The 23,659-nt window shown below is 72.2% G+C and carries 20 protein-coding genes; 13 read left to right on the top strand and 7 right to left on the bottom strand.

The window, feature by feature from the left end; all coding sequences use genetic code 11:
* Positions 1-4: 4 nt before the first annotated feature.
* Complete coding sequence (locus D9C15_RS04695) at positions 5-1,081, bottom strand: glycosyltransferase family protein (RefSeq protein ID WP_164886644.1); 1,077 nt, start codon at positions 1,079-1,081, stop codon at positions 5-7.
* A 118-nt stretch (positions 1,082-1,199) separates the two neighbouring features.
* Between D9C15_RS04695 and D9C15_RS04690 the strand changes: the two genes are divergently transcribed.
* The 3 genes from D9C15_RS04690 to D9C15_RS04680 all read left to right on the top strand — a co-directional run bounded on the left by D9C15_RS04690 (position 1,200) and on the right by D9C15_RS04680 (position 5,210).
* On the top strand, positions 1,200-2,456 hold the full coding sequence (locus D9C15_RS04690) for a lipoprotein-releasing ABC transporter permease subunit (protein ID WP_127996283.1): 1,257 nt from the start codon (positions 1,200-1,202) through the stop codon (positions 2,454-2,456).
* Positions 2,449-3,141, top strand: coding sequence for an ABC transporter ATP-binding protein (locus D9C15_RS04685; protein WP_127996282.1), 693 nt, complete (start codon positions 2,449-2,451; stop codon positions 3,139-3,141). The genes D9C15_RS04690 and D9C15_RS04685 overlap by 8 nt, the downstream gene beginning before the upstream one ends.
* Before the next feature lie 89 nt (positions 3,142-3,230).
* Positions 3,231-5,210, top strand: coding sequence for a histone H1-like repetitive region-containing protein (locus tag D9C15_RS04680; RefSeq protein WP_127996281.1), 1,980 nt, complete (start codon positions 3,231-3,233; stop codon positions 5,208-5,210).
* Between the two features lie 27 nt (positions 5,211-5,237).
* On the opposite strand, the gene D9C15_RS04675 is transcribed toward D9C15_RS04680, so the two are convergent.
* Genes D9C15_RS04675 through D9C15_RS04660 form a run of 4 tightly spaced genes read right to left on the bottom strand, consistent with a single transcriptional unit; the run spans position 5,238 to position 9,274 of the window.
* Positions 5,238-6,284 (bottom strand): VWA domain-containing protein, encoded by a 1,047-nt coding sequence (locus D9C15_RS04675; protein ID WP_127996280.1) that lies wholly within the window; start codon positions 6,282-6,284, stop codon positions 5,238-5,240.
* Positions 6,281-7,252 (bottom strand): DUF58 domain-containing protein, encoded by a 972-nt coding sequence (locus tag D9C15_RS04670; RefSeq protein ID WP_127996279.1) that lies wholly within the window; start codon positions 7,250-7,252, stop codon positions 6,281-6,283. Before D9C15_RS04670 ends, D9C15_RS04675 begins: the two co-directional genes overlap by 4 nt.
* Positions 7,227-8,240 carry an AAA family ATPase gene (locus tag D9C15_RS04665; RefSeq protein ID WP_240668290.1) on the bottom strand — a complete coding sequence of 338 codons (1,014 nt, stop codon included), beginning with the start codon at positions 8,238-8,240 and terminating at the stop codon, positions 7,227-7,229. Before D9C15_RS04665 ends, D9C15_RS04670 begins: the two co-directional genes overlap by 26 nt.
* Before the next feature lie 8 nt (positions 8,241-8,248).
* Complete coding sequence (locus D9C15_RS04660) at positions 8,249-9,274, bottom strand: S1C family serine protease (RefSeq protein WP_127996278.1); 1,026 nt, start codon at positions 9,272-9,274, stop codon at positions 8,249-8,251.
* Positions 9,275-9,347: 73 nt separating this feature from the next.
* Between D9C15_RS04660 and D9C15_RS04655 the strand changes: the two genes are divergently transcribed.
* From D9C15_RS04655 to malZ, 10 genes are all read left to right on the top strand, one after another.
* Positions 9,348-10,157, top strand: a complete 810-nt coding sequence (locus tag D9C15_RS04655) for a TatD family hydrolase (protein WP_127996277.1) — start codon at positions 9,348-9,350, stop codon at positions 10,155-10,157.
* The gene (locus D9C15_RS04650; RefSeq protein ID WP_127996276.1) at positions 10,150-10,647 is read left to right on the top strand and encodes a DNA-deoxyinosine glycosylase; all 498 of its coding nucleotides are present in this window, start codon (positions 10,150-10,152) and stop codon (positions 10,645-10,647) included. The genes D9C15_RS04655 and D9C15_RS04650 overlap by 8 nt, the downstream gene beginning before the upstream one ends.
* Positions 10,644-11,402 (top strand): methyltransferase domain-containing protein, encoded by a 759-nt coding sequence (locus D9C15_RS04645; RefSeq protein WP_127996275.1) that lies wholly within the window; start codon positions 10,644-10,646, stop codon positions 11,400-11,402. Before D9C15_RS04650 ends, D9C15_RS04645 begins: the two co-directional genes overlap by 4 nt.
* On the top strand, positions 11,399-13,189 hold the full coding sequence (locus D9C15_RS04640) for a GspE/PulE family protein (RefSeq protein WP_205854721.1): 1,791 nt from the start codon (positions 11,399-11,401) through the stop codon (positions 13,187-13,189). Before D9C15_RS04645 ends, D9C15_RS04640 begins: the two co-directional genes overlap by 4 nt.
* Positions 13,190-13,350: 161 nt before the next feature.
* The gene (locus D9C15_RS04635) at positions 13,351-13,812 is read left to right on the top strand and encodes a tripartite tricarboxylate transporter TctB family protein (RefSeq protein WP_127996273.1); all 462 of its coding nucleotides are present in this window, start codon (positions 13,351-13,353) and stop codon (positions 13,810-13,812) included.
* A 10-nt stretch (positions 13,813-13,822) separates the two neighbouring features.
* Positions 13,823-15,331: a tripartite tricarboxylate transporter permease gene (locus tag D9C15_RS04630; RefSeq protein ID WP_127996272.1), complete on the top strand. Its 1,509-nt coding sequence runs from the start codon at positions 13,823-13,825 to the stop codon at positions 15,329-15,331.
* Between the two features lie 70 nt (positions 15,332-15,401).
* Complete coding sequence (locus tag D9C15_RS04625; RefSeq protein WP_127996271.1) at positions 15,402-16,991, top strand: MFS transporter; 1,590 nt, start codon at positions 15,402-15,404, stop codon at positions 16,989-16,991.
* Between the two features lie 23 nt (positions 16,992-17,014).
* The gene (locus D9C15_RS04620; protein WP_127996270.1) at positions 17,015-18,313 is read left to right on the top strand and encodes a DUF3422 family protein; all 1,299 of its coding nucleotides are present in this window, start codon (positions 17,015-17,017) and stop codon (positions 18,311-18,313) included.
* The gene (locus D9C15_RS04615; protein WP_127996269.1) at positions 18,310-19,938 is read left to right on the top strand and encodes a gamma-glutamyltransferase family protein; all 1,629 of its coding nucleotides are present in this window, start codon (positions 18,310-18,312) and stop codon (positions 19,936-19,938) included. Before D9C15_RS04620 ends, D9C15_RS04615 begins: the two co-directional genes overlap by 4 nt.
* Positions 19,939-19,950: 12 nt before the next feature.
* Positions 19,951-21,657: a maltodextrin glucosidase gene (malZ, locus tag D9C15_RS04610; protein ID WP_127996268.1), complete on the top strand. Its 1,707-nt coding sequence runs from the start codon at positions 19,951-19,953 to the stop codon at positions 21,655-21,657.
* A gap of 13 nt (positions 21,658-21,670) precedes the next feature.
* Here the strand turns inward: malZ and D9C15_RS04605 are convergent, their stop codons facing one another.
* Both D9C15_RS04605 and D9C15_RS04600 read right to left on the bottom strand, forming a co-directional pair.
* Positions 21,671-23,098 carry an MATE family efflux transporter gene (locus D9C15_RS04605; protein WP_127996267.1) on the bottom strand — a complete coding sequence of 476 codons (1,428 nt, stop codon included), beginning with the start codon at positions 23,096-23,098 and terminating at the stop codon, positions 21,671-21,673.
* Positions 23,091-23,564 carry a VOC family protein gene (locus D9C15_RS04600; RefSeq protein WP_127996266.1) on the bottom strand — a complete coding sequence of 158 codons (474 nt, stop codon included), beginning with the start codon at positions 23,562-23,564 and terminating at the stop codon, positions 23,091-23,093. The genes D9C15_RS04605 and D9C15_RS04600 overlap by 8 nt, the downstream gene beginning before the upstream one ends.
* Positions 23,565-23,659: the final 95 nt, after the last annotated feature.

Below are 23,659 nucleotides of genomic sequence, written 5' to 3'. Positions count from 1 at the left end.
CCGATTATCCGGCCGCCTCGGCCGGCACCCGGGCCAGCGCGGCCTGCAGCGTCGCGATCAGCGCCTGCGCCTGGGCCTCCTTCGAGAAGCGCGGCAGCACCGCGGCGCGTGCGCGCTCGCCGACCGCCTGGCGCAGGGCCGGGTCGCGCAGCGCCTCCAGGTGCTGCAGCCAGTCCGCGCGACCGTGCGCGAAGAACGCGTTGCGGCCGTGCTCGACCACCGCCTCGTAGGCCGGGATGGGCGTGGTGATCACCGGCAGGCCGGCGGCCATCTTCAGGGTCAGGCGGTTCTCCGACTTCTGCTGCCAGGCCGCGGCATGCTCCATGTCGATCGGGATCACGCCGATGTCGGCCTGCTCGAGCTGGTCGTACACGCCGGTCGGGTGCCAGGGCACGCGCTCGATGCGGCGATCGAGGATGGACGACAAGGTCGCCAGCCGTTCGCCCGCCGGACGCACGGCCAGCTGCTCGCGAACCCAGCGCAGCCGACTGCCGCGCCAGGCGGGGGCCGGGTAGGCGCCGACGATACGCACCCGCAGCCACTCCGGCGGGCGCGCCAGGATCGGCAGGATCGCCGGCGCCGACGAGGTGACCAGCACCGCACGCAGCGGTCGCCGGCGCGAGCCGGGGTTGTCGGAGGCGGGCGGTCGCCGGCGCGCGGGCTGCTCGATGCCGTCGTGCACCACGTGCATCTTCGAGCGCAGCGGCACCGGGTGCAGCATGCGCAGGTGCTCGGTGACGACCGCGGTGGCCGAGGTGGCTTCCACCATGTCCGGGGTGACCCAGTCGCACAGCCCGAAGACGGTGCGGACGCCGGCGTGCTCCAGCGTGCGCACCGCCTGCAGCACGGAGCTGCCGTGCACCTTCTGGAAGTACACCAGGTCGTAGCGCGCGGCCAGCGCGCGCAGGTCGAGGCCGGACAGGTCGGGGGTGTGGTTGGGCTGTGCCGGTTCGTACGCGATCTCGGCCGCGAAGCCGGCATCGCGCAGGTAGGGCAGCATGTTCAGCACGGAGATGCGCGTGCTGGGCAGGGACTGGTGGCGGTTGGAAAGAAGGATGAAACCCACACGTGCAGCGGACATCCGGGCATTTTCGGGCCTGCGGTCGGTCGCGCCGGGAGCCGGGGTGTCACGGCATGCATCCGGGGGGATGACCGGCGCGGCCGCCGCGACGATCGCCCTCGGGTAGCATCGCCTCCCCATGAACTGGCCCTACGAGCTGCAGATCGGCTGGCGCTACACGCGTGCCGGGCGCACCGGGCGGCGCAACGGATTCATCTCGTTCATCTCGGCCGTGTCGATGCTCGGCATCGCGCTGGGCGTGGCCGCGCTGATCATCGTGCTGTCGGTGATGAACGGCTTCCAGAAGGAAGTGCGCGACCGCATGCTCTCGGTGATCGCGCATGTCGAGGTGCTCGAGCCCGGCGGTGCCGCGCTGCCCGACTGGGGAGCCACCGCGGCGAAGGCGCGCCAGAACCCGCAGGTGATCGGCGCCGCGCCCTTCATCGCCACGCAGGCGCTGATCGCACGCGGCGAGGACATGCGCGGTGCGGTCGTGCGCGGCATCTCGCCGGTCGACGAGGCCACCGTCACGGACCTCGCCGCGAAGCTGCGCGGCACGGTGCTCGCCCAGCTGCTGCCGGGCCGCTGGGGCATCGTGCTGGGCGGCGAACTGGCGCGCCAGCTCGGCGTGCGCGAGGGCGACAAGGTCACGCTGATCGCGCCGGGCGGCCAGGTCACGCCGGCCGGCGTGCTGCCGCGCCTGAAGCAGCTCACCGTGGTCGGCACCTTCGAGGCCGGGCACTACGAGTACGACAGCGGCCTGGCGCTGATGCACCTGGACGACGCGGCCAAGCTGTTCCGCGTCGCCGGGCCGACCGGCGTGCAGCTGCGCCTGAAGGACGTACAGGCCGCGCGCGAGGTCGGCGCCGAGCTCGCCCAGAACATGGGCCCCTCGGTGCTGGTGCGCGACTGGACCCGCACCAACCGCAACTGGTTCGACGCGGTGCAGATCGAGAAGCGGCTGATGTTCATCATCCTGACGCTGATCGTCGCGGTGGCCGCGTTCAACCTGGTCTCGACGCTGGTGATGACCGTGACCGACAAGCAGGCCGACATCGCCATCCTGCGCACGCTGGGCGCCAGCCCGCGCTCGGTGATGGGCATCTTCATGGTCCAGGGGGCGGCCTCGGGCGTGATCGGCACGCTGGCCGGCGTGCTGCTCGGCCTGGTGATCGCGTTCAACGTCGACGTGATCGTGCCGGTCATCGAGCGCGCGCTGAACGTCAGCTTCCTGCCCGGCAGCATCTACGTGATCAGCCGCATGCCGAGCGACCCGCGCAGCGGCGACATCGTGCCGATCGCGCTGATCTCGCTGCTGCTGGCCTTCGTGGCCACGCTCTACCCGAGCTGGCGCGCGAGCCGCGTGCAACCGGCCCAGGCGCTGCGTTATGAGTGACTCGGTGCCGATCGAGCCCATCCTGCGGGCGCAGAGCCTGCACCGCCGCTTCGCCGAGGGCGGGCTCGACGTCTCGGTGCTGCAGGGCATCGACCTCGACGTGCGGCCGGGCGAGACGCTGGCCATCGTCGGCGCCTCGGGGTCGGGCAAGAGCACGCTGCTGCACCTGCTCGGCGGGCTGGACTCGCCGAGCCAGGGCCATGTGTTCCTGGCCGGGCGCAACTTCGCCTCGATGGACCCGGCCGCGCAGGGGCTGTGGCGCAACCGGCACCTCGGCTTCGTCTACCAGTTCCACCACCTGCTGCCGGAATTCAGCGCGCTCGACAACGTGGCGATGCCGCTGCGCGTGCGGCGCGTGCCGCTGGCCGAGGCGCGCGAGCAGGCCGCGCAGGTGCTGGGCCAGGTCGGGCTGGGCGCGCGGCTGCAGCACCGCCCCGCGGAGCTCTCCGGCGGCGAGCGCCAGCGCGTGGCGATCGCCCGCGCGCTGGCCGGCCAGCCGGCCTGCGTGCTGGCCGACGAGCCGACCGGCAACCTCGACCGCGCCACGGCCGACACGGTGTTCGCGCTCATGCTCGGCCTGGCGCGCGAGCGTGCCACGGCCTTCGTGCTGGTGACGCACGACGAGGGCCTGGCGGCGCGCTGCGATCGCCGGCTGCGGCTGGCCGGCGGACGCTTCGAGGCCTGACCCGCTGCGAACGAGCCGGTCGCCCGGGCCCCCGCCTGGGCGGTCGCCGGCGCACGGGCGGCGCGCCGGGATCCACGAGAATCGACGCGATGGGCCGCATGCGCGTCTCGACCGTTACCGACGCGCCAGCGCCCAGGCCTGCCAGCGCGGCGCCTTGCCGCGCCATGCCGCCGCCGGACCCGCCGCAGCGCGGTGCCGAGCACCGGCCGCTGGTGATCGCGCTGCTGATCTCGCTGTTGTTCCACGCGCTGCTGCTCAGCCTGGTGTTCGGCGGCGCGGAACTGGGCTTGCCTGGCCTCGTCTTCCCGTGGCGCGATCGACGCGTCGAGGTGCCCGACCTGCGCATCGTGCTGGTGCCGGCCCCGTCCCCGGCCCCGCCCGTGGCGGCGCCGGCACCGCCACCGGCGCCGACGCTCAGCGCGTCGCTCGGGCGCCCGCCGACAGTCGAGCCGCCGCCACCCGCGCCGCCGCCGGCAGCGGCCCCGCGGCCGCGGACAGGCGGTGTGCGGGCCCATCGCCCGGCCCGGCGCCTGGCACCGGCCCCGGCGGTCGCTGCTGCGCCGACCGTGCCCGATCCCGTTCCCGATCCCGTGCGCGAGACCGTCGCTGCCGTTCCGCGTCCGGAACCGGCCCGCGGCGATGTGGGGCCGTCGGATGAACCTGCTGTGGCGCTGCAGGACGCCCCGGTCGCCCCGGACCGGGTTGCCATGCCCGCCCCCGGCGCGTCGAGCCCCGAGGCGGCGCCGCCGGCGACCCCGCTTCCCGACGACGCCGCGCTGGCAGCGCAGCAACAGGAGGCCGCGCGGCTGGAGGCGGCGCGGCAGGAGCAACTCCGGCAGGAGGCGATTCGGCAGGAGGAAGCACGCCGGGAGTCGGAACGCCTGGAAGTCGCCCGGCAGGAAGCGGCACGGCAGGACGCAGCGCGCCAAGAGGCGGAGCGCCAGGAGGCCGCTCGACAGGAAGCGGCCCGACAGGAAGCGGCCCGACAGGAAGCGGCCCGACAGGAAGCGGCCCGACAGGAGGCGGCCCGACAGGAGGCGGCCCGACAGGAGGCGGCCCGACAGGAGGCGGCGCGACAGGAGGCTGAGCGACAGGAGATGATCCGGCAAGAGGCGGCGCGCCAGGAAGCCGCACGTCAGGAGGCGGCACGACGGGAAGCCGCCCGGCAGGAAGCAGCGCGCCAGGAGACTGCACGACTGGAAACCGCGCGCCAGGAAGCGGCAGGGCAGGAAGCCGCACGACAGGAAGCGGCGCGACAGGAAGCGGCGCGACAGGAAGCGGCGCGACAGGAAGCGGCGCGACAGGAAGCCGCACGGCAGGAAGCCGCACGGCAGGAAGCCGCACGGCAGGAAGCGGCACGGCAGGAAGCGGCACGGCAAGAGGCCGCACGTCAGGAGGCCGCTCGGCAGGAAGCGGCACGACAGGAAGCGGCACGGCAGGAAGCGGCACGGCAGGAAGCGGCACGACGGGAAGCGGCGCGACAGGAAGCCGCTCGACAGGAGGCCGCACGCCAAGAGGCCGCACGCCAAGAGGCCGCACGACAAGAGGCGGCGCGCCAAGAGGCCGCACGACAAGAGGCGGCGCGCCAGGAAGAGGCCGCGCGGCGCGAGGCGGTGCTGCGCTCCATCGGCCGTCAGCTCGACGAGGAAGCCGCCAAGCGCGATGCGGCGCTGGCCGCCAACCGTTCAGCCAACCCGCTGCCGCTGTCGTTGAGCACGGCGCGCCGCGTCCGGCTCTGGGGGCGCTCGGACCCGAACCGCGAGCTCGTCGAGTACGCGGAGGCCTGGGCCCGCAAGATCCAGTTCAACACGCCCGTCGAGACGGTGCGCGAGCTCGCCAAGCAGGCCCACCGCGCGGCGCTGGTGCGGGTGTCGATCCGCAGCGACGGCTCGGTCGAGTCGATGAGCTTCGACGTCTCCAGCGGCGTGCCCGCGGTCGACGAGGGCATCCGACGCATCGTCGAGACCCAGCGTCCCTACGCGCCGTTCCCGCCCGGCCTGGCGCGCGACTTCGACGTGATCGAGATCCGCCGCAGCTGGCAGTTCGACGACTCGGTGCGCCTGCAGTGAGGCGCGGCCGGCAGCGCGCTCAGACTCTCAGGCCACGCGGCCGAACCAGGCCACCGACAGCGCGGCCGACAGCACCACGAGCAGGGCCCCGAGCGCGGCGACCAGGCCGCTGATCTCGGTTTCCTTGCGCTCGACCACCAGGCGCGTCGACAGGCCCTGGTAGACCTTCTTCAGGTCCTCGGCGGTGCCGGCGTAGAAGTAGTCGGCGCGGGTCATCTGCGCCACCGCCTTGAGAGCGTCCTCGTCCAGCCGCACCCGCATCGACCAGCCTTCGAAGCCGATGGTCTCGCCTTCCTTGGTGCCGATGCCCACCGTGTAGACCCGGACGCCGCGGTCGGCCGCCATCTTGGCCGCCTCGAGCGGATCGGGCCCGGTGGTGCGTTGCCCGTCGGTCAGCATGATGATCGCCGCCGAGCCGTAGGAGCCGGGCTCGACCGGCGTGAACTCGGGCCGCGGCTTGTCGTTCGGCCCCGGCGGCATGGCGCGCTGGCCGGTGATCTGCGACAGGTCGATGCCGGCGTCCGGGAACAGCGTCGCGAGCGAGAGCACGATGCCGCTGCCGGTGGCCGTGCCGCGCTGCAGCTGGAAGCGGTCGATCGCGGCGTAGACGTCCTCGCGGCTGTGCGTCGGTGGCTGCACCACCGCCGCGGTGCCGGCGAACTGCACCACCGCCACGCGCACGCTGCGCGGCAGCTCGGCGACGAAGGCCTTGGCCGCTTCCTGCGAGGCCACCAGCCGGTTCGGCTGAACGTCGGCGGCGCGCATGCTCCCGGAGACGTCCATCGCCAGCACGATGGTCTCCTGCTGCGAGGGCAGGCTGATCACCGCGGTCGGCCGCGCCACCGCCAGCAGCAGCGCCGCCAGCGCCAGCAGCATCAGCGCTGGCGGCACGTGGCGGCGCCACGCGCTGCTGCGGCCCATCGCCTGTTTCACCAGCGCCAGGCTGGCATAACGCAGCGCCACCTTCTTGCGCCGGCGCATCAGCCAGACGTAGAGCAGCACGAGCAGCGGCAGGGCCACGAGCAGCCACAGCATCTCGGGCCAGATGAAGTTGAACGGCAGCTGGTTCTTCATCGCGAGACGGTCTTCAGTTCGGTCAGGTGCGCCGGCACGCCGCCGCCGGCGGCCAGGCGGCTGCGCTGGCGGCGCAGGTCGGCGAAGCGCAGGATGGCATCCAGCAGATCGTCGTCGGTGGCGAGCTCGAGGGTGTCGACGCCGGCACGTGCCAGGGTCTCGAGCAGGGCGGTCTCGCGCGCCTGCGCGGCGGCGGCGAAGCGGGCCCGGAAACCCGGGTCGTGGGTGTCGACGAGCAGCTGCTCGCCGGTCTCGGCATCGTGCATCGTGACCAGGCCGAGGTCGGGCAGCTCCATCTCGAGCGGGTCGTACAGGCGCACCGCGGTCACCTCGTGGCGGCGCGCCAGCTCGGCCAGCGCCTGCTCCCAGCCCGGCGGGCTGATGAAGTCCGACACCACGAACAGCGTGCTGCGCCGCCTGACGATGCGCTGCGCGGCCAGCAGCAGCTCGCGCAGCTGCGTCGCACCCGGGGCCGACTGCGCGGGACGCTGCGCCATGCGCTGCAGCAGGTGCAGCACGTGGGTGCGGCCGGCGCGTGCCGGGATCACGGTGTCGACCTCGGTGCCGTACAGCAACGCGCCGACGCGGTTGCCGTGGCGCGTCAGCAGCCGCGCCAGCACCGCGGTGAATTCGCGCGCGACGCCGCGCTTGGCGCGCGCGTCGGAGCCGAAGTCGATGCTGGCGCTCAGGTCCAGCAGGAACCAGGCCGCCATCTCGCGGTCTTCGGTGTACTGGCGCACATGCGGCACCTGCAGCCGCGCGGTGACGTTCCAGTCGATGTGGCGCACGTCGTCGCCGTGCTGGTATTCGCGCAGGTCGGCCAGGTCCAGGCCCGCACCACGCCACAGTGTGCGGTAGTCGCCCTGCAGCAGGCCGTCGAGCCGACGGATCACCGTCCACTCGAGCCGCCGCAGCAATGCGTCCGCACTGCCTTCGGCGGCGTCAGCCCTTGGCGGCGCCTGTTCCATGGGGGACGGCCAGCGGCTTGTCGGGCACGGGGATCTTCTTCATCACCTTGGCGATCACCTGGTCGGCGTTCAGGCCGTCGGCCAGCGCCTCGTAGCTGAGCACCAGGCGGTGGCGCAGCACGTCGCCCACCAGCCCGGTCATGTCCTCGGGCAGTGCGTAGTTGCGGCCGCGCATGAAGGCCAGCGCCCGGGCGCCTTCGATCAGCCCGATGGTGGCGCGCGGGCTGGCGCCGAAGGTGAGGTACTTGGCGAGGTCGGCGAGCTCGTACTTGTCGGGCCGGCGCGTTGCGCTGACCAGCTTGACGGCGTATTGCGCCAGCGACGGGTCGACGTAGACCTTGCGGCACTCCTGCTGCAGCTCGACCAGCTGGCCCATGCTGGCCACCGCCTGCACCGCCACCGGCACGCCGGTGACGCGCTGGGCGATCACGAACTCCTCCTCCTCGCTCGGGTAGTCGACCAGCACCTTCATCATGAAGCGGTCGACCTGCGCCTCCGGCAGCGGGTAGGTGCCCTCGGTCTCGATCGGGTTCTGCGTGGCCATCACGAGGAAGGGGTCGGGCACCTTGTGGGTGGTGCCGGCGATCGTGACCTGGCGCTCCTGCATCACCTCGAGCAGCGCGCTCTGCACCTTGGCCGGCGCGCGGTTGATCTCGTCGGCCAGCAGCAGGTGGGTGAACACCGGGCCGAGCGAGGTGTCGAACTCGCCGGTCTTGGGGCTGTAGATGCGCGTGCCGACCAGGTCGGCCGGCACCAGGTCGGGTGTGAACTGGATGCGCTTGAAGCTGCCGCGCAGGGTCTGCGCCAGGGTCTTGACCGTCAGCGTCTTGGCCAGGCCCGGCACGCCCTCGACCAGCAGGTGGCCGTTGGCCAGCAGCGCGACCATCACGCGCTCGAGGAAGTGATCCTGCCCGACGACGACGCGCTTGACCTCGTAGAGGATGCGCTCCATCAGCGTGGAGGCTTCGGCATTCGGGGGGGTGTCCATCGGGCTCCTTAGAACGGCGGCATGCCGGCGCCGGCGGCGGCGTTCTCGATCGGCACGGCGAAGCCGATGCCGACGAACACACGCTGCTTGGTCGGGTTGAGGATCGCGGTGACGATGCCGACCACCTCGCCCTCCATCGTGACCAGCGGCCCGCCGGAGTTGCCCGGGTTGGCCGCCGCATCGAACTGGATCAGGTTGGTCAGCAGCCGGTCGCCCTCGGGCGAACGGAACTCGCGCTTGAGCCCGGAGACGACGCCCTCGGAGGCCGAGGGCCCGACGCCGAACGGGAAACCCACCGCCATCACCCGGTCGCCCGGACGCAGGTCGGCGGTGCCGCGCATGGTGGCGGCCGCCAGGTCGTCCGGGATCTTGCGCGACTGCAGCACCGCCAGGTCGTGCTCGGGCATCACGCTGACCAGGCGGGCCTCGGCTTCGAGCCCGTCCATGAAGGTCACCTTGACCTGCTCGGCGCCGAGCACCACGTGCAGGTTGGTCAGGATGGTGCCGTTGTCGATGATCACGACGCCGGTGCCGACGCCGCGCTCCTTCATCTCCGGCTCCTTGGCACGCGCCGCCTCCTTGCGCTGGCCGGCTTCGGGGCGGGCTGGGGTCTCCGTGCCCTCGCGGGCCGCCTTGGCGTGATCGGGTGTGTCGTCCTCGTCCTTGGCGTAGCCGACCACCCGCACGACCGAGGGGATCACCTTCTCGTAGGCACGCGCGGCGGCGGAATCGAGCGGCTTCTCGGCGATCGACTTGCGCATCAGGTGGTCGATCTGCTCGATCGTCAGTGCCGGCTTGCCCGACGGGCCGGCGCGCCAGGCCCAGGCCAGCGCCAGCACCAGCAGCAGGCCGAGCCACCAGAGCCGCCGCTCGTGGCGCCGCCAGGCCTGCAGGGCGCGCTGCCGGCGACCGGGCGCGGCGGGGGCGGCGGGGGCTGCCGGTTCCGCGGACGTGGCGGCCACGGCGGGCACGGCGGGCACGGCCGGGCCCGGGCCGGGGCGGCGCGAGCGGCTGTAAAGCGGTGCCTTCTTCATTCACGGCTCCGGGATGCGCGCCTAAGTTAGCACGGCGCGCGAGACCTGTCACAACCGAGGCATCATCCGTGCCATGTGGATCGACACCCATTGCCATCTCGATGCGCCAGAGTTCACGCCCGACCGCGATGCGGTGGTCGCGCGCGCCCGGCAGGCGGGGGTGGCCCGGATGGTGCTCCCGGCGGTCGAGCCGGACAACTTCGCCGCGGTGCGCGAGCTGGCGCACGTGCATGGTTTCGCCTATGCGCTGGGCATCCACCCGCTGTACGTGGTTCGGGCCGGGGCGGACGGCCTGGCGAAGCTGGAAGCCGAGCTCGAGGCGCGGCGCGGCGACCCGCGACTGGTGGCGGTGGGCGAGATCGGCCTGGATCACTTCGTCCCGGATCCGGACCATGCGCTGCAACAGCGCCTGTACGTGGAACAGCTGCGCCTGGCGCGGCGTTTCGAGCTGCCGGTGATCCTGCACGTGCGGCGCTCGGCCGATGCGCTGCTGCGCGAGCTGCGCCGGCTGCCGGTGGCCGGCGGCATCGCCCATGCGTTCAACGGCAGCCGGCAGCAGGCCGAAGCCTTCGTCGCGCTCGGCCTGAAGCTCGGCTTCGGCGGCGCGCTGACCTTCGAGCGCGCACTGCAGATCCGCGCCCATGCCGCCGAGCTGCCGCTGGCGGCCATCGTGCTCGAGACCGACGCCCCCGACATCCCGCCGCACTGGCTCTACCGCACCGCGGCGCAGCGCGCTGCGGGTGAACGCTCGCGCAACGAACCGGCCGAGCTGCCGCGCATCGCCGCCGCGCTGGCCGCGCTGCGCGGCATGACGCTCGCCGAGCTGGCCGAGGCAACCGGCGCCAACGCCCGCGCCGCCCTGCCCGGCCTCGCCCATGCCTGAGACGCTCCAGGGCCTGGCGCCGGTGATCGGGCGGAACACCCGGCTGGTCGTGCTCGGCAGCTTTCCGAGCGTGGCCTCGCTCGCGGCCGGCGAGTACTACGCCCACCCGCGCAACCAGTTCTGGCCCCTCCTGTCGGCGCTGTGGGGCATCGACCTGCGTGCGTTGCCCTACCCGCAGCGCCTGGCCGAGGTGAAGCGGCGCGGCCTGGGCATCTGGGACGTGTACGCCCGCTGCCGGCGCGCGGGCAGCCTGGACAGCGCGATCGAGGACGCCGAGCACAACGACCTCGCCAGCCTGCGCCGGCGCGCCCCCGGCCTGCAGGCCATCGCCCACAACGGCGGCGAGTCGGCGCGCGCGATGGCGCTCACGCGCACGCTCGGCGTGCCGGTGCTGCGCCTGCCCTCCAGCAGCCCGGCCAACGCGAGCTGGAGCTTCGAGCGCAAGCTCGCGGCCTGGCGGGCGGCCTTCGTCTCCTGCGGCCTGGCATGACGAAGGCTCCCGTGTTGTCGCCTGCCACCGTCTCGGAACACGACGGCGTGCGCTACCTGCACCTGGGAACGCCCTGGGTGCAGGGGGCGATGCGGCTGCGCACGCCGGCGAAGATCGAGCTCGAGTACGTGCAGCGCATGATGGTCTGGACGCTGCTGCGCCCGCCGGCCGAACTGACCCGCGGCCATGCGGTGCAGCTGGGCCTCGGGGCCGGCGCCATCACGCGCTTCTGCCATGGGGCCATGAAGATGCGCTGCACGGCCGTCGAGCTGAACCCGGAGGTGATCGCCGCCTGCCGCGCCTTCTTCCGGCTGCCCGACGACGGCCCGCGCCTGGCGGTCGTGCAGCAGGACGCGCAGCACTGGCTCGATGTGGCCGAGACCGGCTCGGTGGACGTGCTGTGCGTGGACCTCTACGACCACGAGGCCGCCGGCCCGGTGCTCGACAGCGAGGCGTTCTACCGCGCCTGCGCACGCGTGCTGACCGACACCGGCGTGATGACGGTGAACCTGTTCGGCCGCGATGCGCGCTTCGAGCGCAGCCTGCAGCGCATCGCGGCGGCCTTCGCGGCCGGCACGGTGTTCGCGCTGCGGCCCACGCGCGAGGGCAACACCATCGTGGCGGCGCTGCGCCGCGGCGCGTTGCCCGAACGTGACGAACTGCAGGCCCGGGCGCAACAGATCGACACGCGGCTCGGGTTGCCGGCGCGAAAATGGCTGCGCATGATCCGCGCGCTCCCGGCCGACCCGCGATGAAACCCACCGACCTCCCGCTCGAGACCCCGCACACCGGAGCGCTGGACTGGCGCACGCTGGTCAAGTGGGCACGCCGCGACGGCCTGATCAGCGAGGCCGACGCGCGCGACACCGAGAAGCGCTTCCACGGCGCCGACAGCCGGCTGCACCCGCTGGTGCGCATTGCCGGGCTGGGCCTGGCGAAGGCGAGCGATCCCGGCCGCGGCAAGGTGCTCGACGTCGAGGCCTGGAGCGAATGGCTGGCCGGTCGCGTCGGGCTGCCCTACCTGCGCATCGACCCGCTGAAGGTCGACGTCGGCCGCGTCGCCGAGGTGATGTCGATCAGCTATGCCGAGCGGCGCCGCGCGCTGCCGCTGACCGTGGGCATCCGCGACGTGACCATCGCCACCTGCGAGCCCTGCGACATCGCCTGGGTGCCGGAGATCGAGGTGCATGTCGGCAAGCCGATCAAGCTGGTCGTCGTCAGCCCGCCGGAACTGCAGAAGTACACCACCGAGTTCTACTCGCTCTCGCGCTCGGTGCGCGCGGCCATCAAGACCGGCGAGACCAGCACGCTGGCGAGTTTCGAGCAGCTCGTCGAACTCGGCCGCAGCAACCGCCAGCTCGATGCCAACGACCAGGGCGTGGTGCAGGTGGTCGACTGGCTGTGGCAGTACGCCTTCGACCAGCGCGCCAGCGACATCCACCTCGAGCCGCGCCGCGAGCGCTCGGTGATCCGCTTCCGCATCGACGGCGTGATGCACAACGTCTACCAGGTGCCGCCGGGGGTGATGAACGCGATGATCGCGCGCGTCAAGCTGCTCGGCCGCATGGACGTGGTCGAACGCCGCCGCCCGCTGGACGGCCGCATCAAGACGCGCAACCCGGCCGGCGAGGAGGTCGAGATGCGCCTGTCCACCATCCCCACCGCCTTCGGCGAGAAGATGGTGATGCGCATCTTCGACCCCGACACCACGGTCAAGCCGCTCGAGGCGCTGGGCTTCGGCAACCACGACGGCAAGCGCTGGGAGGATCTCGTCGCGCGGCCGCACGGCATCATCCTCGTCACCGGACCCACCGGCTCGGGCAAGACGACCACGCTGTACTCCACGCTGCGGCGCCTGGCCACCGACGAGGTGAACGTCTGCACCATCGAGGACCCGATCGAGATGATCCAGCCCTCGCTGAACCAGACGCAGGTGCAGCACAACATCGACCTCGGCTTCGCCGAGGGCCTGCGCGCGCTGATGCGGCAGGACCCGGACATCATCATGGTCGGCGAGATCCGCGACCTCGAGACCGCCGAGATGGCGATCCAGGCGGCTCTGACCGGCCACCTCGTCTTCAGCACGCTGCACACCAACGACTCGGTCTCCGCGATCACGCGGCTCGAGGACCTGGGCGTGCCGCCCTACCTGATCAGCGCCACGGTGATCGGCGTGCTCGCGCAGCGCCTCGTGCGCACGCTGTGCACGGCCTGCAAGCAGCCCGACGATGCGCTCACGCGCGACGCGCTGCAGGAGTTCGTCAAGCCCTGGCGCCTGTCCGGCGGCGTGCGGCCGTACAAGCCGGTGGGCTGCCTCGAGTGCCGCATGACGGGCTACCGCGGCCGCGCCGGCCTGTACGAGCTGATGACCATCGGCGATGCGGCACGCGACTGCATCTCGCCGGTCACCGACATGCCCAAGCTGCGCCGCCAGTCGCTGCACGATGGCCTGCGCCCGCTGCGCGTGGCCGGGGCGATGAAGGTGGCCGAGGGCCTCACCACGCTCGACGAGGTGCTGGCCTGCACGCCGAAGTGGGAATGAGTCGACGCTCGCGCTGAGCGGGCCGAGCACCGGGCCGCTCGCAAGCCGGCCCGCCGTCCCCGCGAGAGTGACCATTCGCGCTACGTGTAAACCACACGGGGCAGGGGGGGTGGGCTGCCTAGAATCCCCGGCAACAAAGTCATCGCCGGAGGAGACACCCCGTGAAGATCAAGAGCCAGCGCGACTTCTGGTCGGGTCTGATGTTCATCGCGATCGGCCTGGGCTTTGCCTGGGGCGCGACCAGCTACAGCTTCGGGCAGTCCGCGCGCCCGGGCCCGGGCTACTTCCCCTTTGGCCTCGGCATCCTGATGGCCGTGCTCGGCGGCATGGTGCTGTTCAAGGCGCTGACGATCGAGACCGGCGACGGTGAACCGGTCGGCCGTTTCGCGTGGCGGCCGCTGCTGATCATCGTCGGCTCGGTCGTGCTGTTCGGCCTGCTGCTGCCGCGCCTGGGCATGCTCATCGCCCTGCCGCTGCTGGTCGTCACCTCGGCGCTGGCCGGCGACGAGTTCCACTGGGGCGAGGCGCTGCTCAACGCGGCGATCATCACGGTGTTCAGCTGGCTCGTCTTCAGCTACGGGCTGAACCTGACGATCCCGCTCAAGCCGTGGTTCATGGCCTGAGGAGCGCATCATGGAACTGCTGCAGAACCTGACGCTCGGCTTCAGCGTCGCCTTCACCCTCCAGAACCTGCTGTACGCCTTCGGCGGCGCGCTGCTGGGCACGCTGATCGGCGTGCTGCCGGGCCTCGGCCCGGTGGCCACGATCGCGATGCTGCTGCCCTCGATCTACGCGCTCGATGCGACGCCGGCGCTGATCATGCTGGCCGGCATCTACTACGGCGCGCAGTACGGCGGCTCGACCACCGCGATCCTGATCAACGTGCCCGGCGAGGCCTCCTCGGTGGTCACCGCGATCGAGGGCTACCAGATGGCGCGCCAGGGCCGCGCCGGTCCGGCGCTCGCGGCCGCCGGCCTGGGCTCGTTCTTCGCCGGCTGCGTGGGCACCATCGTCATCGCGGCCTTCGCGCCGCCGCTCACCGAGCTGGCCTTCAAGTTCGGCCCGGCCGAGTACTTCTCGCTGATGGTGCTGGGCCTGATCGGCGCCGTCGTGCTGGCCTCGGGCTCGCTGGTCAAGGCGATCTCGATGATCCTGCTGGGCCTGCTGCTCGGCCAGATCAACACCGACGTGATCTCGGGCACCCCGCGCTACAGCTTCGACATCCCGGAGCTGACCGACGGCATCGGCTTCGTCACCATCGCGATGGGCGTGTTCGGCTTCGGCGAGATCATCGCCAACCTGGGCCGGCCGGCCGAGCACCGCGAGGTGTTCACCAAGGACGTCAAGGGCCTGTGGCCCACGCGCCAGGACTTCAACGACGCCTGGCCGGCCGTGCTGCGCGGCACCGCGCTGGGCTCCATCCTCGGCGTCCTGCCCGGCGGCGGCGCGCTGCTCGCCTCGTTCGCGGCCTACACGGTCGAGAAGAAGGTCGCCAAGGACGCGAGCCGCTTCGGCAAGGGCGACATCCGCGGCATCGCCGGCCCCGAGTCGGCCAACAACGCCGGCGCGCAGACCTCGTTCATCCCGATGCTCACGCTCGGCATCCCGCCCAACGCGGTGATGGCGCTGATGGTCGGCGCGATGACGATCAAGGGCATCCAGCCCGGCCCGCAGGTGATGACCAGCAACCCGCAGCTGTTCTGGGGCCTGATCGCCTCGATGTGGATCGGCAACCTGATGCTGGTGATCCTGAACCTGCCGCTGATCGGCATCTGGATCAAGCTGCTGACGGTGCCCTACCGCTTCCTGTTCCCGGCCATCATGGCCTTCTGCGGCATCGGCCTGTACACGCTGAACAACAACAACTTCGACGTGTTCATGGCGGCCGGCTTCGCCGTGGTGGGCTACATCTTCTACAAGCTGCACTGCGAGCCGGCGCCGCTGCTGCTGGGCTTCATCCTCGGGCCGATGATGGAGGAGAACCTGCGCCGCGCGCTGCTGCTGTCGCGCGGCGACTGGAGCACCTTCATGACCCGGCCGCTGTCCGCCGGGCTGCTGGTCGCCTCTGCGCTGATGGTCATCGTCGTGATGCTGCCGACCATCAAGAGCAAACGCGCCGAGGCCTTCAAGGAAGAGGACTGAGGCCCGCGCGCCCCGAGACGAACCCCGCCCCGGCGGGGTTCGTCGTTTCCGGCCTTATGCTCGCCCTGCGATGAGTTCCGCCGCGCCGACCTCGTCCCTGGCCCCGCTGAAGGGCCCGGTGTTCCGCATGCTGTGGCTGGCCTGGCTGGCCGCCAACATCACCATGTGGATGAACGATGTCGCGGCGGCCTGGCTGATGACCTCGCTGACCGACAGCGCGGTCATGGTCGCGCTGGTGCAGGCGGCCTCGACGCTGCCGGTGTTCGTGCTCGGCCTGCCCAGCGGCGCGCTGGCCGACATCGTCGACCGGCGCAAGTACTTCGCCGTCACGCAGCTGTGGGTGGCCAGTGTCGCCGTCGTGCTGTGCCTGCTGTCGATCGCCGATGCGCTGACGGCGCCCATGCTGCTTGCGCTGACGTTTGCCAACGGCATCGGCATGGCGATGCGCTGGCCGGTGTTCGCGGCCATCGTGCCCGAGGTCGTGCCGCGCCCCGAGCTGCCGGCCGCGCTGGCGCTCAACGGCATCGCGATGAACATGTCGCGTGTCATCGGCCCGGTGGTTGCCGGCGCGCTGCTGGCCGGCGCGGGCAGCGAGTTCGTGTTCGCGCTGAACGCGGCCTTGTCGATCGTCGCCTTCGTGCTGATCCTGCGCTGGAAGTCGCAGCGCCGCGCCAGTGCGCTGCCCGGCGAGCGCTTCGTCGGCGCGATGCGCGTCGGCCTGCAGCACGTGATGCAGTCGCCGCGCATGCGCGTGGTGCTGGTGCGCATCTTCCTGTTCTTCCTGCAGTCGACCTCGCTGACCGCGCTGCTGCCGCTCGTGGCGCGCGGCCTGAAGGGCGGCGCGGGCACCTTCACGCTGCTGCTGGCCGCGATGGGCGCGGGCGCCGTGGCCACCGCGCTGTACCTGCCGCGGCTGCGCCAGGACATCGGGCGCGACCAGTTCGTGCGCTGGGGCACGGTGACGCATGCGGCGGCATCGATCACCGCCGCGCTCTCGCCCAGCGTGTGGCTGACGGTGCCGGCGATGATGGTGGCGGGCATGGCCTGGATCGCCACCGCCAACTCGCTCACGCTGGCGGCGCAGATGGCGCTGCCGAACTGGGTGCGCGCGCGCGGCATGTCGGTCTACCAGATGGCGCTGATGGGCGGCAGCGCTGCCGGTGCGGCGCTGTGGGGGCAGGTCGCCGGCCTGACCAGCGTGCCGACCTCGATCGTCTGCGCCGCGGTCGCCGGCACGCTGGTGCTGCTGTTCACGCGCCGGATGAGCATCGGCGGCGGCGTGGACGAGGACTTCAGCCCGGCCCGGCCGGCCAGCCAGGTGCCCGAGCCGGCCGTCGAGCCCCACCCCGACGACGGTCCGGTGATGGTGACGGTCGAGTACCTGATCGACCCGACGCGCGCCGCCGACTTCCACGCCGTGATGCAGGAGACACGCCGGGCGCGCCTGCGCCAGGGGGTGCTCTCCTGGGGCCTGTTCCGCGACGCCGCGGTGCCCGGGCGCTACATCGAGTACTTCCTCGACGAAAGCTGGGTCGAGCACCTGCGCCGGCTCGAGCGTTTCACCGCCGCCGACGTCGGCCTGCGCGACCGGCGCCTCGGGTTTCACCTCGGCGACGCGCCGCCGCGCGTGCAGCGCTACCTCGGCGAGGTGACGGAATAATCCGGGCTCCCGGGAGGAACCCCATGCAGTCCGTCCACCCGCAGCGCGACGCGCTGCACCACGAAGTCCACGCGCGGCCGTACGAGCGCCTGAGTGCGCCGCTGCTGCTGTCGCATGTCGCGCACGTGGGCGGCGAGGCCGGCGCGCCGCGCGAACACCTGGCCGCGCTGCTGCGCACACGCCAGCTGCCCGTACCCGAGCCGGGCGCGAGCCACCTGAGCACGGACCTCGGCGGCCTGCGCCTGCGCTGGGAGAAACACGGCGAGTTCCACACCTGCACCTTCTGGAAGCAGCTTCCCGGCGTGCCGGAGGATTTCTCCCACGGCCCGCTGGCCGAGGTGCCGCGCGAGTGGCTGCTGGCGATCCCGGGCCAGTGGATGGTCGGCCTGCACGTGCTGGTGAAGCCGGCGATCACGCCGCGCGACCAGGTGCCGCCGCTGGTGCGGCAGACGCTCAACGACGACAGCCTGGTCGGCGCGCGCGTGATGGACGGCTCGGCCGACATCTACACCGACTTCCGGCTCGACGGCGAGGGCTTCGCGCGCTGGATCGTCGTGGCCGGCGACATGACGCCGCGCCGCCTCGGCCGGCTGGTGCAGCGCCTGCTGGAGATCGAGACCTACCGCATGATGGCGCTGCTCGGCCTGCCGGTGGCGCGCGAGGTCGGCGCCGCGCTGGTCGGCGCCGAGCGCGACCTGGCCGACGTGGCCGAGCGCATCCGCAGCGCGCGCCCCGAGGACGAGCCCGAGCTGCTGCGCCGGCTGACGCAGCTGGCCGCCGAGGTGGAGGGCCTGTACGCCCGCACGCACGCGCGCTTTTCCGCCAGCAGCGCCTACTTCGAGCTGGTGCAGCGGCGCATCGACGAGCTGCGCGAGCAGCGCGTGCACAACCTGCAGACGGTGCAGGAGTTCATGGACCGCCGCCTGCTGCCGGCGATGCAGACCTGCGCCTGGGCGGCGCGGCGCCAGCAGGCCCTGTCCGAGCGCATCTCGCGCGTCTCGAACCTGCTGCGCACGCGTGTGGAGATCGAGCAGCAGCAGAGCAGCCGGGCGCTGCTGGATGCGATGAACCGGCGCCAGAAGGCCCAGCTGATGCTGCAGAGCGCGGTCGAGGGCCTGTCGGTGGCGGCCGTCACCTACTATGGCGCGGGGCTCGTCGGCTACCTCGCCAAGGGCGGCAAGTCGGCGGGGCTGAACGTCTCGCCCGACGTGGCCGTCGCCATCGCCATTCCGATCATCGCGCTGGGCGTGTGGCTCGGCGTGCGCCGCCTGCACCACGTGGCCCAGCGCGCCGCATACCGTGACTCCGGGAGCTTCAAGTGAGCCGCACCTCGTTCGACTGGACCACCGGCTACCCCAGCCGGCGCCTGCCCGTGTTCGGGCGCAACATCGTCTCGACCTCGCACCCGCTGGCCGCGCAGGCCGGCCTGCGCATGCTGGCGCAGGGCGGCAATGCGATCGACGCCGCGATCGCCGCGGCTGCCGCGATGACCATCGTCGAGCCCTGCAGCAACGGCCTGGGCTCGGACGCCTTCGCGATCGTCTGGGACGGCAGCACGCTGCACGGCCTGAACGCCAGCGGCTGCGCGCCGGCCGCCTGGACGCCCGAGTACTTCCGCGCCAGGCACGGCGCCGACGCGAAGGCGCCGCCCAAGCGCGGCTGGGACAGCGTCACCGTGCCGGGCGCGGTGTCGGCCTGGGCGGCGCTGTCGGCGAAGTTCGGGAAGCTGCCGTTCGAGGAACTGCTGCAGCCGGCCATCGACATCGCCGAACGTGGTTATGCGGTGCCGGTGGTCGTGCAGCAGAAGTGGGGCTGGGCGGCCGAGCTGCCCGAGCTGACCACGCAGCCCGGCTTTGCCGAGGTGTTCCTGCCGCACGGCCGCGCGCCGCAGGTCGGCGAGCTGTTCCGCCTGCCCGGCGCGGCGCGCACGCTGCGGCTGATCGCGCAGACACGCGGCGAGGCCTTCTACCGCGGCGAGATCGCCGCCGCGGCCGAGGCGCATGCACGCGCCCACGGCGGCGCGATGCGGGCGAGCGACTTCGCGGCCTACGCGCCGCGCTGGGTCGAGCCGATCGCGCAGGATTACCTCGGCCACCGCCTGCACGAGATCCCGCCCAACGGGCAAGGCATCGCGGCGCTGATCGCGCTGGGCATCCTGAAGCAGTTCGACCTGCAGGGCCTCGCCCCCGATTCCACCGCCGCGCAGCACCTGCAGATCGAGGCGATGAAGCTGGCGTTCGCCGACGTCTACCGCTACGTCGCCGAACCCGCGAGCATGGAGGTCACGCCGGCGCAGATGCTCGATGCCGGCTACCTCGCGCAGCGCGCGACGCTGATCGACCCGAAGCGCGCGCAGGACTTCGGCGCGGGCAACCCGGTCAAGGGCGGCACCATCTACCTCACCGCGGCCGACGAGCGCGGCATGATGGTCTCGTTCATCCAGAGCAACTACATGGGCTTCGGATCCGGCGTGGTGGTGCCCGAGTACGGCCTGTCGCTGCAGAACCGCGGCCACGGCTTCACGCTCGATGCGAAGAGCCCCAACCTCGTCGCGCCGGGCAAGCGGCCGTTCCACACCATCATCCCGGCCTTCCTCACGAAGGACGGTGCGCCGCAGATGAGCTTCGGCGTGATGGGCGGCAACATGCAGCCGCAGGGCCACCTGCAGACGCTGGTGCGCATGCTGGCCTTCGGTCAGCAGCCGCAGGCCGCTTGCGACGCGCCGCGCTGGCGCTTCAACCAGGGCCGCTCGATCAACGTCGAGCCCGAGATGCCCGCGGCCACGGTGCAGGGCCTGCGCGACCTGGGCCACCAGGTCGAGAACTTCCAGGACAGCTACCAGGACTTCGGCGCCGGCCAGTTCATCTGGCGCCTGGGCGATCCGGCGGTGGAAGGCTACGTCGCCGCCAGCGACCCGCGGCGCGACGGGCTGGCCGCGGCGTTCTGAGCGGCGCACCGCGTGCGCCTGCTGCACCCGCCGATCCCGCCCTGGCTAGTGCCCGGGCCGGAGGGCTGCCGCGTCGTGCTGCTGACGCGCGGCGTGGTGCCCGACGCGGTGTTCCTGCGCAGCCTGCCGGACAACGAGGAGGCCTTGCTGCCCATGCAGGCGGCCGGGCACCAGGGGGCGTGGCAGGCCTACGAGGTGCTGCTGCCGTGGGACGGCGGCAACCCGGCCACGCGTTATGCGTTCAAGCTGCTGGCCGGCGGTGCGCAGCACTGGCTGGCCGCCGACGGAGCGCATCCGCATTGCCCGCCCGAGGCGCTGCATTTCCGCGTGCACCCCGAGGCGCCGCCGGCCTGGGTGCGCGAGCAGGTGTTCTACCAGGTGTTCCCGGACCGCTTCGCCCGGGCTGCCGCCACGCCGCACGAGCCGGCCTGGGGCGCGCCGCTGCCACCGGCGCAGCTGCAGCAGGCCTGCTACGGCGGCGACCTCGACGGACTGATCGCCCGGCTCGACCACGTGCAGCACGCGGTGGGCGCCACCGCGCTCTACCTGAACCCGGTGTTCAGTGCCGGCAGCAACCACCGCTACGACACCGAGGACTACGACCACGTCGATCCGCGGCTCGGCGGCGACGCCGCGCTGGTGCGGCTGCGCGAGGCGCTCAGCGCGCGCGGCATGCGTCTGGTGCTCGATGCGGTGCTCAACCACACCGGTGCGCGCCACCCCTGGCGCCAGGCGCGGCCGCACTGGTATGCACGCGACGCGCAGGGCGCGGTGCTGGGCTGGAAGGGCCACGCCGCGCTGCCGGTGCTGGACTTCGCCGAGCCGGCCCTGCGCGCGGCGGTCTATGAGGGGCCCGACGCGATCGTGCGGCGCTGGCTGCGGCCGCCGTACGCGATCGACGGCTGGCGGCTCGACGTGATCCACATGCTCGGCGAGGGGCCGGGCGCCCGGCACAACGAGGTTCACGTGCGCGGCATCCGGCGCGCGATCAAGCAGGAGAACCCGCAGGCCTACGTGCTCGGCGAGCACTTCTTCGAGGCCACGCGCTGGCTGCAGGGCGACCAGGAAGACGGCGTGATGAACTACCACGGCTTCGCGCAGCCGCTGTGGGCCTGGCTGGCCGGCGTGGACGTGGCGGGCCACCCGATTGCGCTCGATGCGGCCGGCTTCGACGCCTGGATGGCCGGCGCACGCGCCGCCACGCCGTATGCGCAGCAGCTCGCGCAGCTCAACCTGCTCGGCAGCCACGACACGCCGCGCCTGCTGACGCGCCTGCATGGCGACCTCGAGCTGATGCGCCTGGCCTTCACGCTGCTCTTCACGCTGCCGGGCGTGCCCTGCCTGTACTACGGCGACGAGGTCGGCATGCAGGGCGGCGCCGACCCCGACTGCCGCCGCTGCATGGACTGGAGCGGGCAGGGCTGGCAGCACGGCCTGCTCGACCATGTGCGCACGCTGGCAGCCCGGCGCCGCGCCCGGCGCGAATGGCGCGAGGGCGCGATGCAGACACTCGCCAGCGGCGCCGACTGGCTGGTGTTCGCCCGCTACACCGACCGCGCCGCGACCCTGGTGGGCGTGAACCGGGGCGCGGCGTCCGAGATGGAGGTGGCGCTGGAGGGCCTGCCGCTGGCGCTTCCCGGCTGGGGCGCCACGCTGCGGCTGCAACTGCCGGCGCGCGGCGGCGTGGTGCTGTGCGGCGAGGCGGCGGAGGCCGGGTGACCGGCACCTCGCCTCACACCCGCGCCGTCTTCCAGCGCCCGCGGCTGAACAGCCACAGCGTGAACAGGCCCACCGCCGTCTCGGAGACGAACACGCCCCAGAACACGCCCGAGTGCGCCCAGCCCATCGGCAGCGCGAGCACCCAGGACAGCGGGATCTGGATCAGCCAGAAGAACACCAGGTTGATCCAGGTCGGCGTCAGCGTGTCGCCGGCGCCGTTGAAAGCCTGCACCGACACCATCCACCAGCCGTAGACGAAGTACGAGTACGCGAGGATGGACAGCCACTCGCCGCCGATGGCGATGACCGCCGCGTCGTCGGTGAACAGCCCGACGATCGGGTCGTGCCAGACGAAGAACCCCACCGACACGGCCAGCGTGAAGGCCATGTTCATCCAGCCGATGCGCCACACGGCTGCCTCGGCACGCCCGGGCTCGCCGGCGCCGAGGTTCTGGCCGACCAGCGTCGCCGCGGCGTTGGACATGCCCCAGGCCGGCATCAGCGTGAACATCATGATGCGCATCGCGATCGTGGCGCCGGCCACCGCCTCGGTCGAGACGCTGGCGAGGATGCGCATCAGGAAGATCCAGGCCGTCATGCCGATGATCATCTGGCCGATGCCGCCCAGCGAGGTGCGTGCGATGTTCAGCAGCGTCGCGCCGTCCCAGCGCAGGCTGGCCCGGGCGATGCGCAGGTGCTCGCTGCCGCGTGCCAGGATCCACAGCTGCATCAGCACGCCGGCCCCGCGGCCGAGGTTGGTGGCGATCGCCGCGCCTTCGACGCCCAGGGCCGGCACCGGCCCGAACCCGAAGATCAGGATCGGGTCGAGCACGATGTTCAGCGCGTTGGCGACCCACAGCACGCGCATGGCCGCCGCCGCGTCGCCGGCGCCGCGAAAGACCGCGTTGATGACGAACAGCAGCAGGATGACGGTGTTGCCGCCGAGCATCCACTGCATGTAGCGGTAGCCCTGCTCGACCACCCAGGCGTCGCCGCCCATCAGCCGCAGCAGGTCCTGCGCCCACACGATGCCGGCCGCCGCGAAGGGCAGCGACACCAGCACCGCGAGCGCGATCGCCTGCACCGCCGACAGCGCCGCTTCCTCGCCGCGCCGCTCGCCGATGCGCCGCGCGACGACGGCGGTGACCGCCATGGCCAGGCCCATCGCCACCGAGTACAGCAGGAAGAGGTAGGTTTCCGTCAGGCCGACGGTGGCCACCGCCGATGCACCGAGCTGCGCGACGAAGAAGATGTCGACGACGGCGAAGGTCGATTCGAGCACCAGCTCCATCAGCATCGGCACGGCCAGCAGCAGCACGGCGCGATTCAGCGGTATGCGCGTGTAGTCGGCGCCGGTGCCGCGCAGCGCGGCGCGCAGGTCGGCCCACAGCGACGGGGCCGGCGCGGAGCTGGTCTCGGCGGGGTTCGACGTCTCAGCCACGGACCGCCGCTTCGATCGTGGCCACGTCGATCTTGCGCATGTCCATCATCGCCTCGAACGCGCGCCGGGCACGGTCGCCGCCCGCGGCCATGGCCTCGGTCAGCACGCGCGGCGTGATCTGCCACGAGATGCCCCACCGGTCCTTGCACCAGCCGCAGGCGCTCTCCTGCCCGCCGTTGTCGACGATCGCGTTCCAGTAGCGATCGGTCTGCGCCTGGTCGTCGGTGGCCACCTGGAACGAGAAGGCCTCGTTCGGCCTGATCGCGGGGCCGCCGTTCAGGCCGATGCAGGGCAGCCCGAGCACGGTGAAGTGGACGACCAGCACGTCGCCCGCCTTGCCGGAGGGGTAGTCCGACGGCGCGCGATGCACGGCGCCGACACGGCTGTCGGGGAAGGTCTGGGCATAGAAGCGGGCGGCCTCCTCGGCCGACCGGTCGTACCAGAGGCACAGGGTCACGTCGTTCATGTCGGGGTCCCTTTCGCAGAACGGTTGGGCGACGCGGTCGCAGCACGGGCTGCTCCACAGACCGGCGACGAACGAGCCGACCGCGTTTCGACAGC

It is taken from the genome of Piscinibacter defluvii (assembly GCF_004011805.1).
Classification (GTDB): Bacteria; Pseudomonadota; Gammaproteobacteria; order Burkholderiales; family Burkholderiaceae_C; genus Piscinibacter; species Piscinibacter defluvii.
The sequence above is the reverse complement of the archived record's forward strand: the minus strand, read 5'-3'. Positions and strand labels throughout refer to the sequence as shown.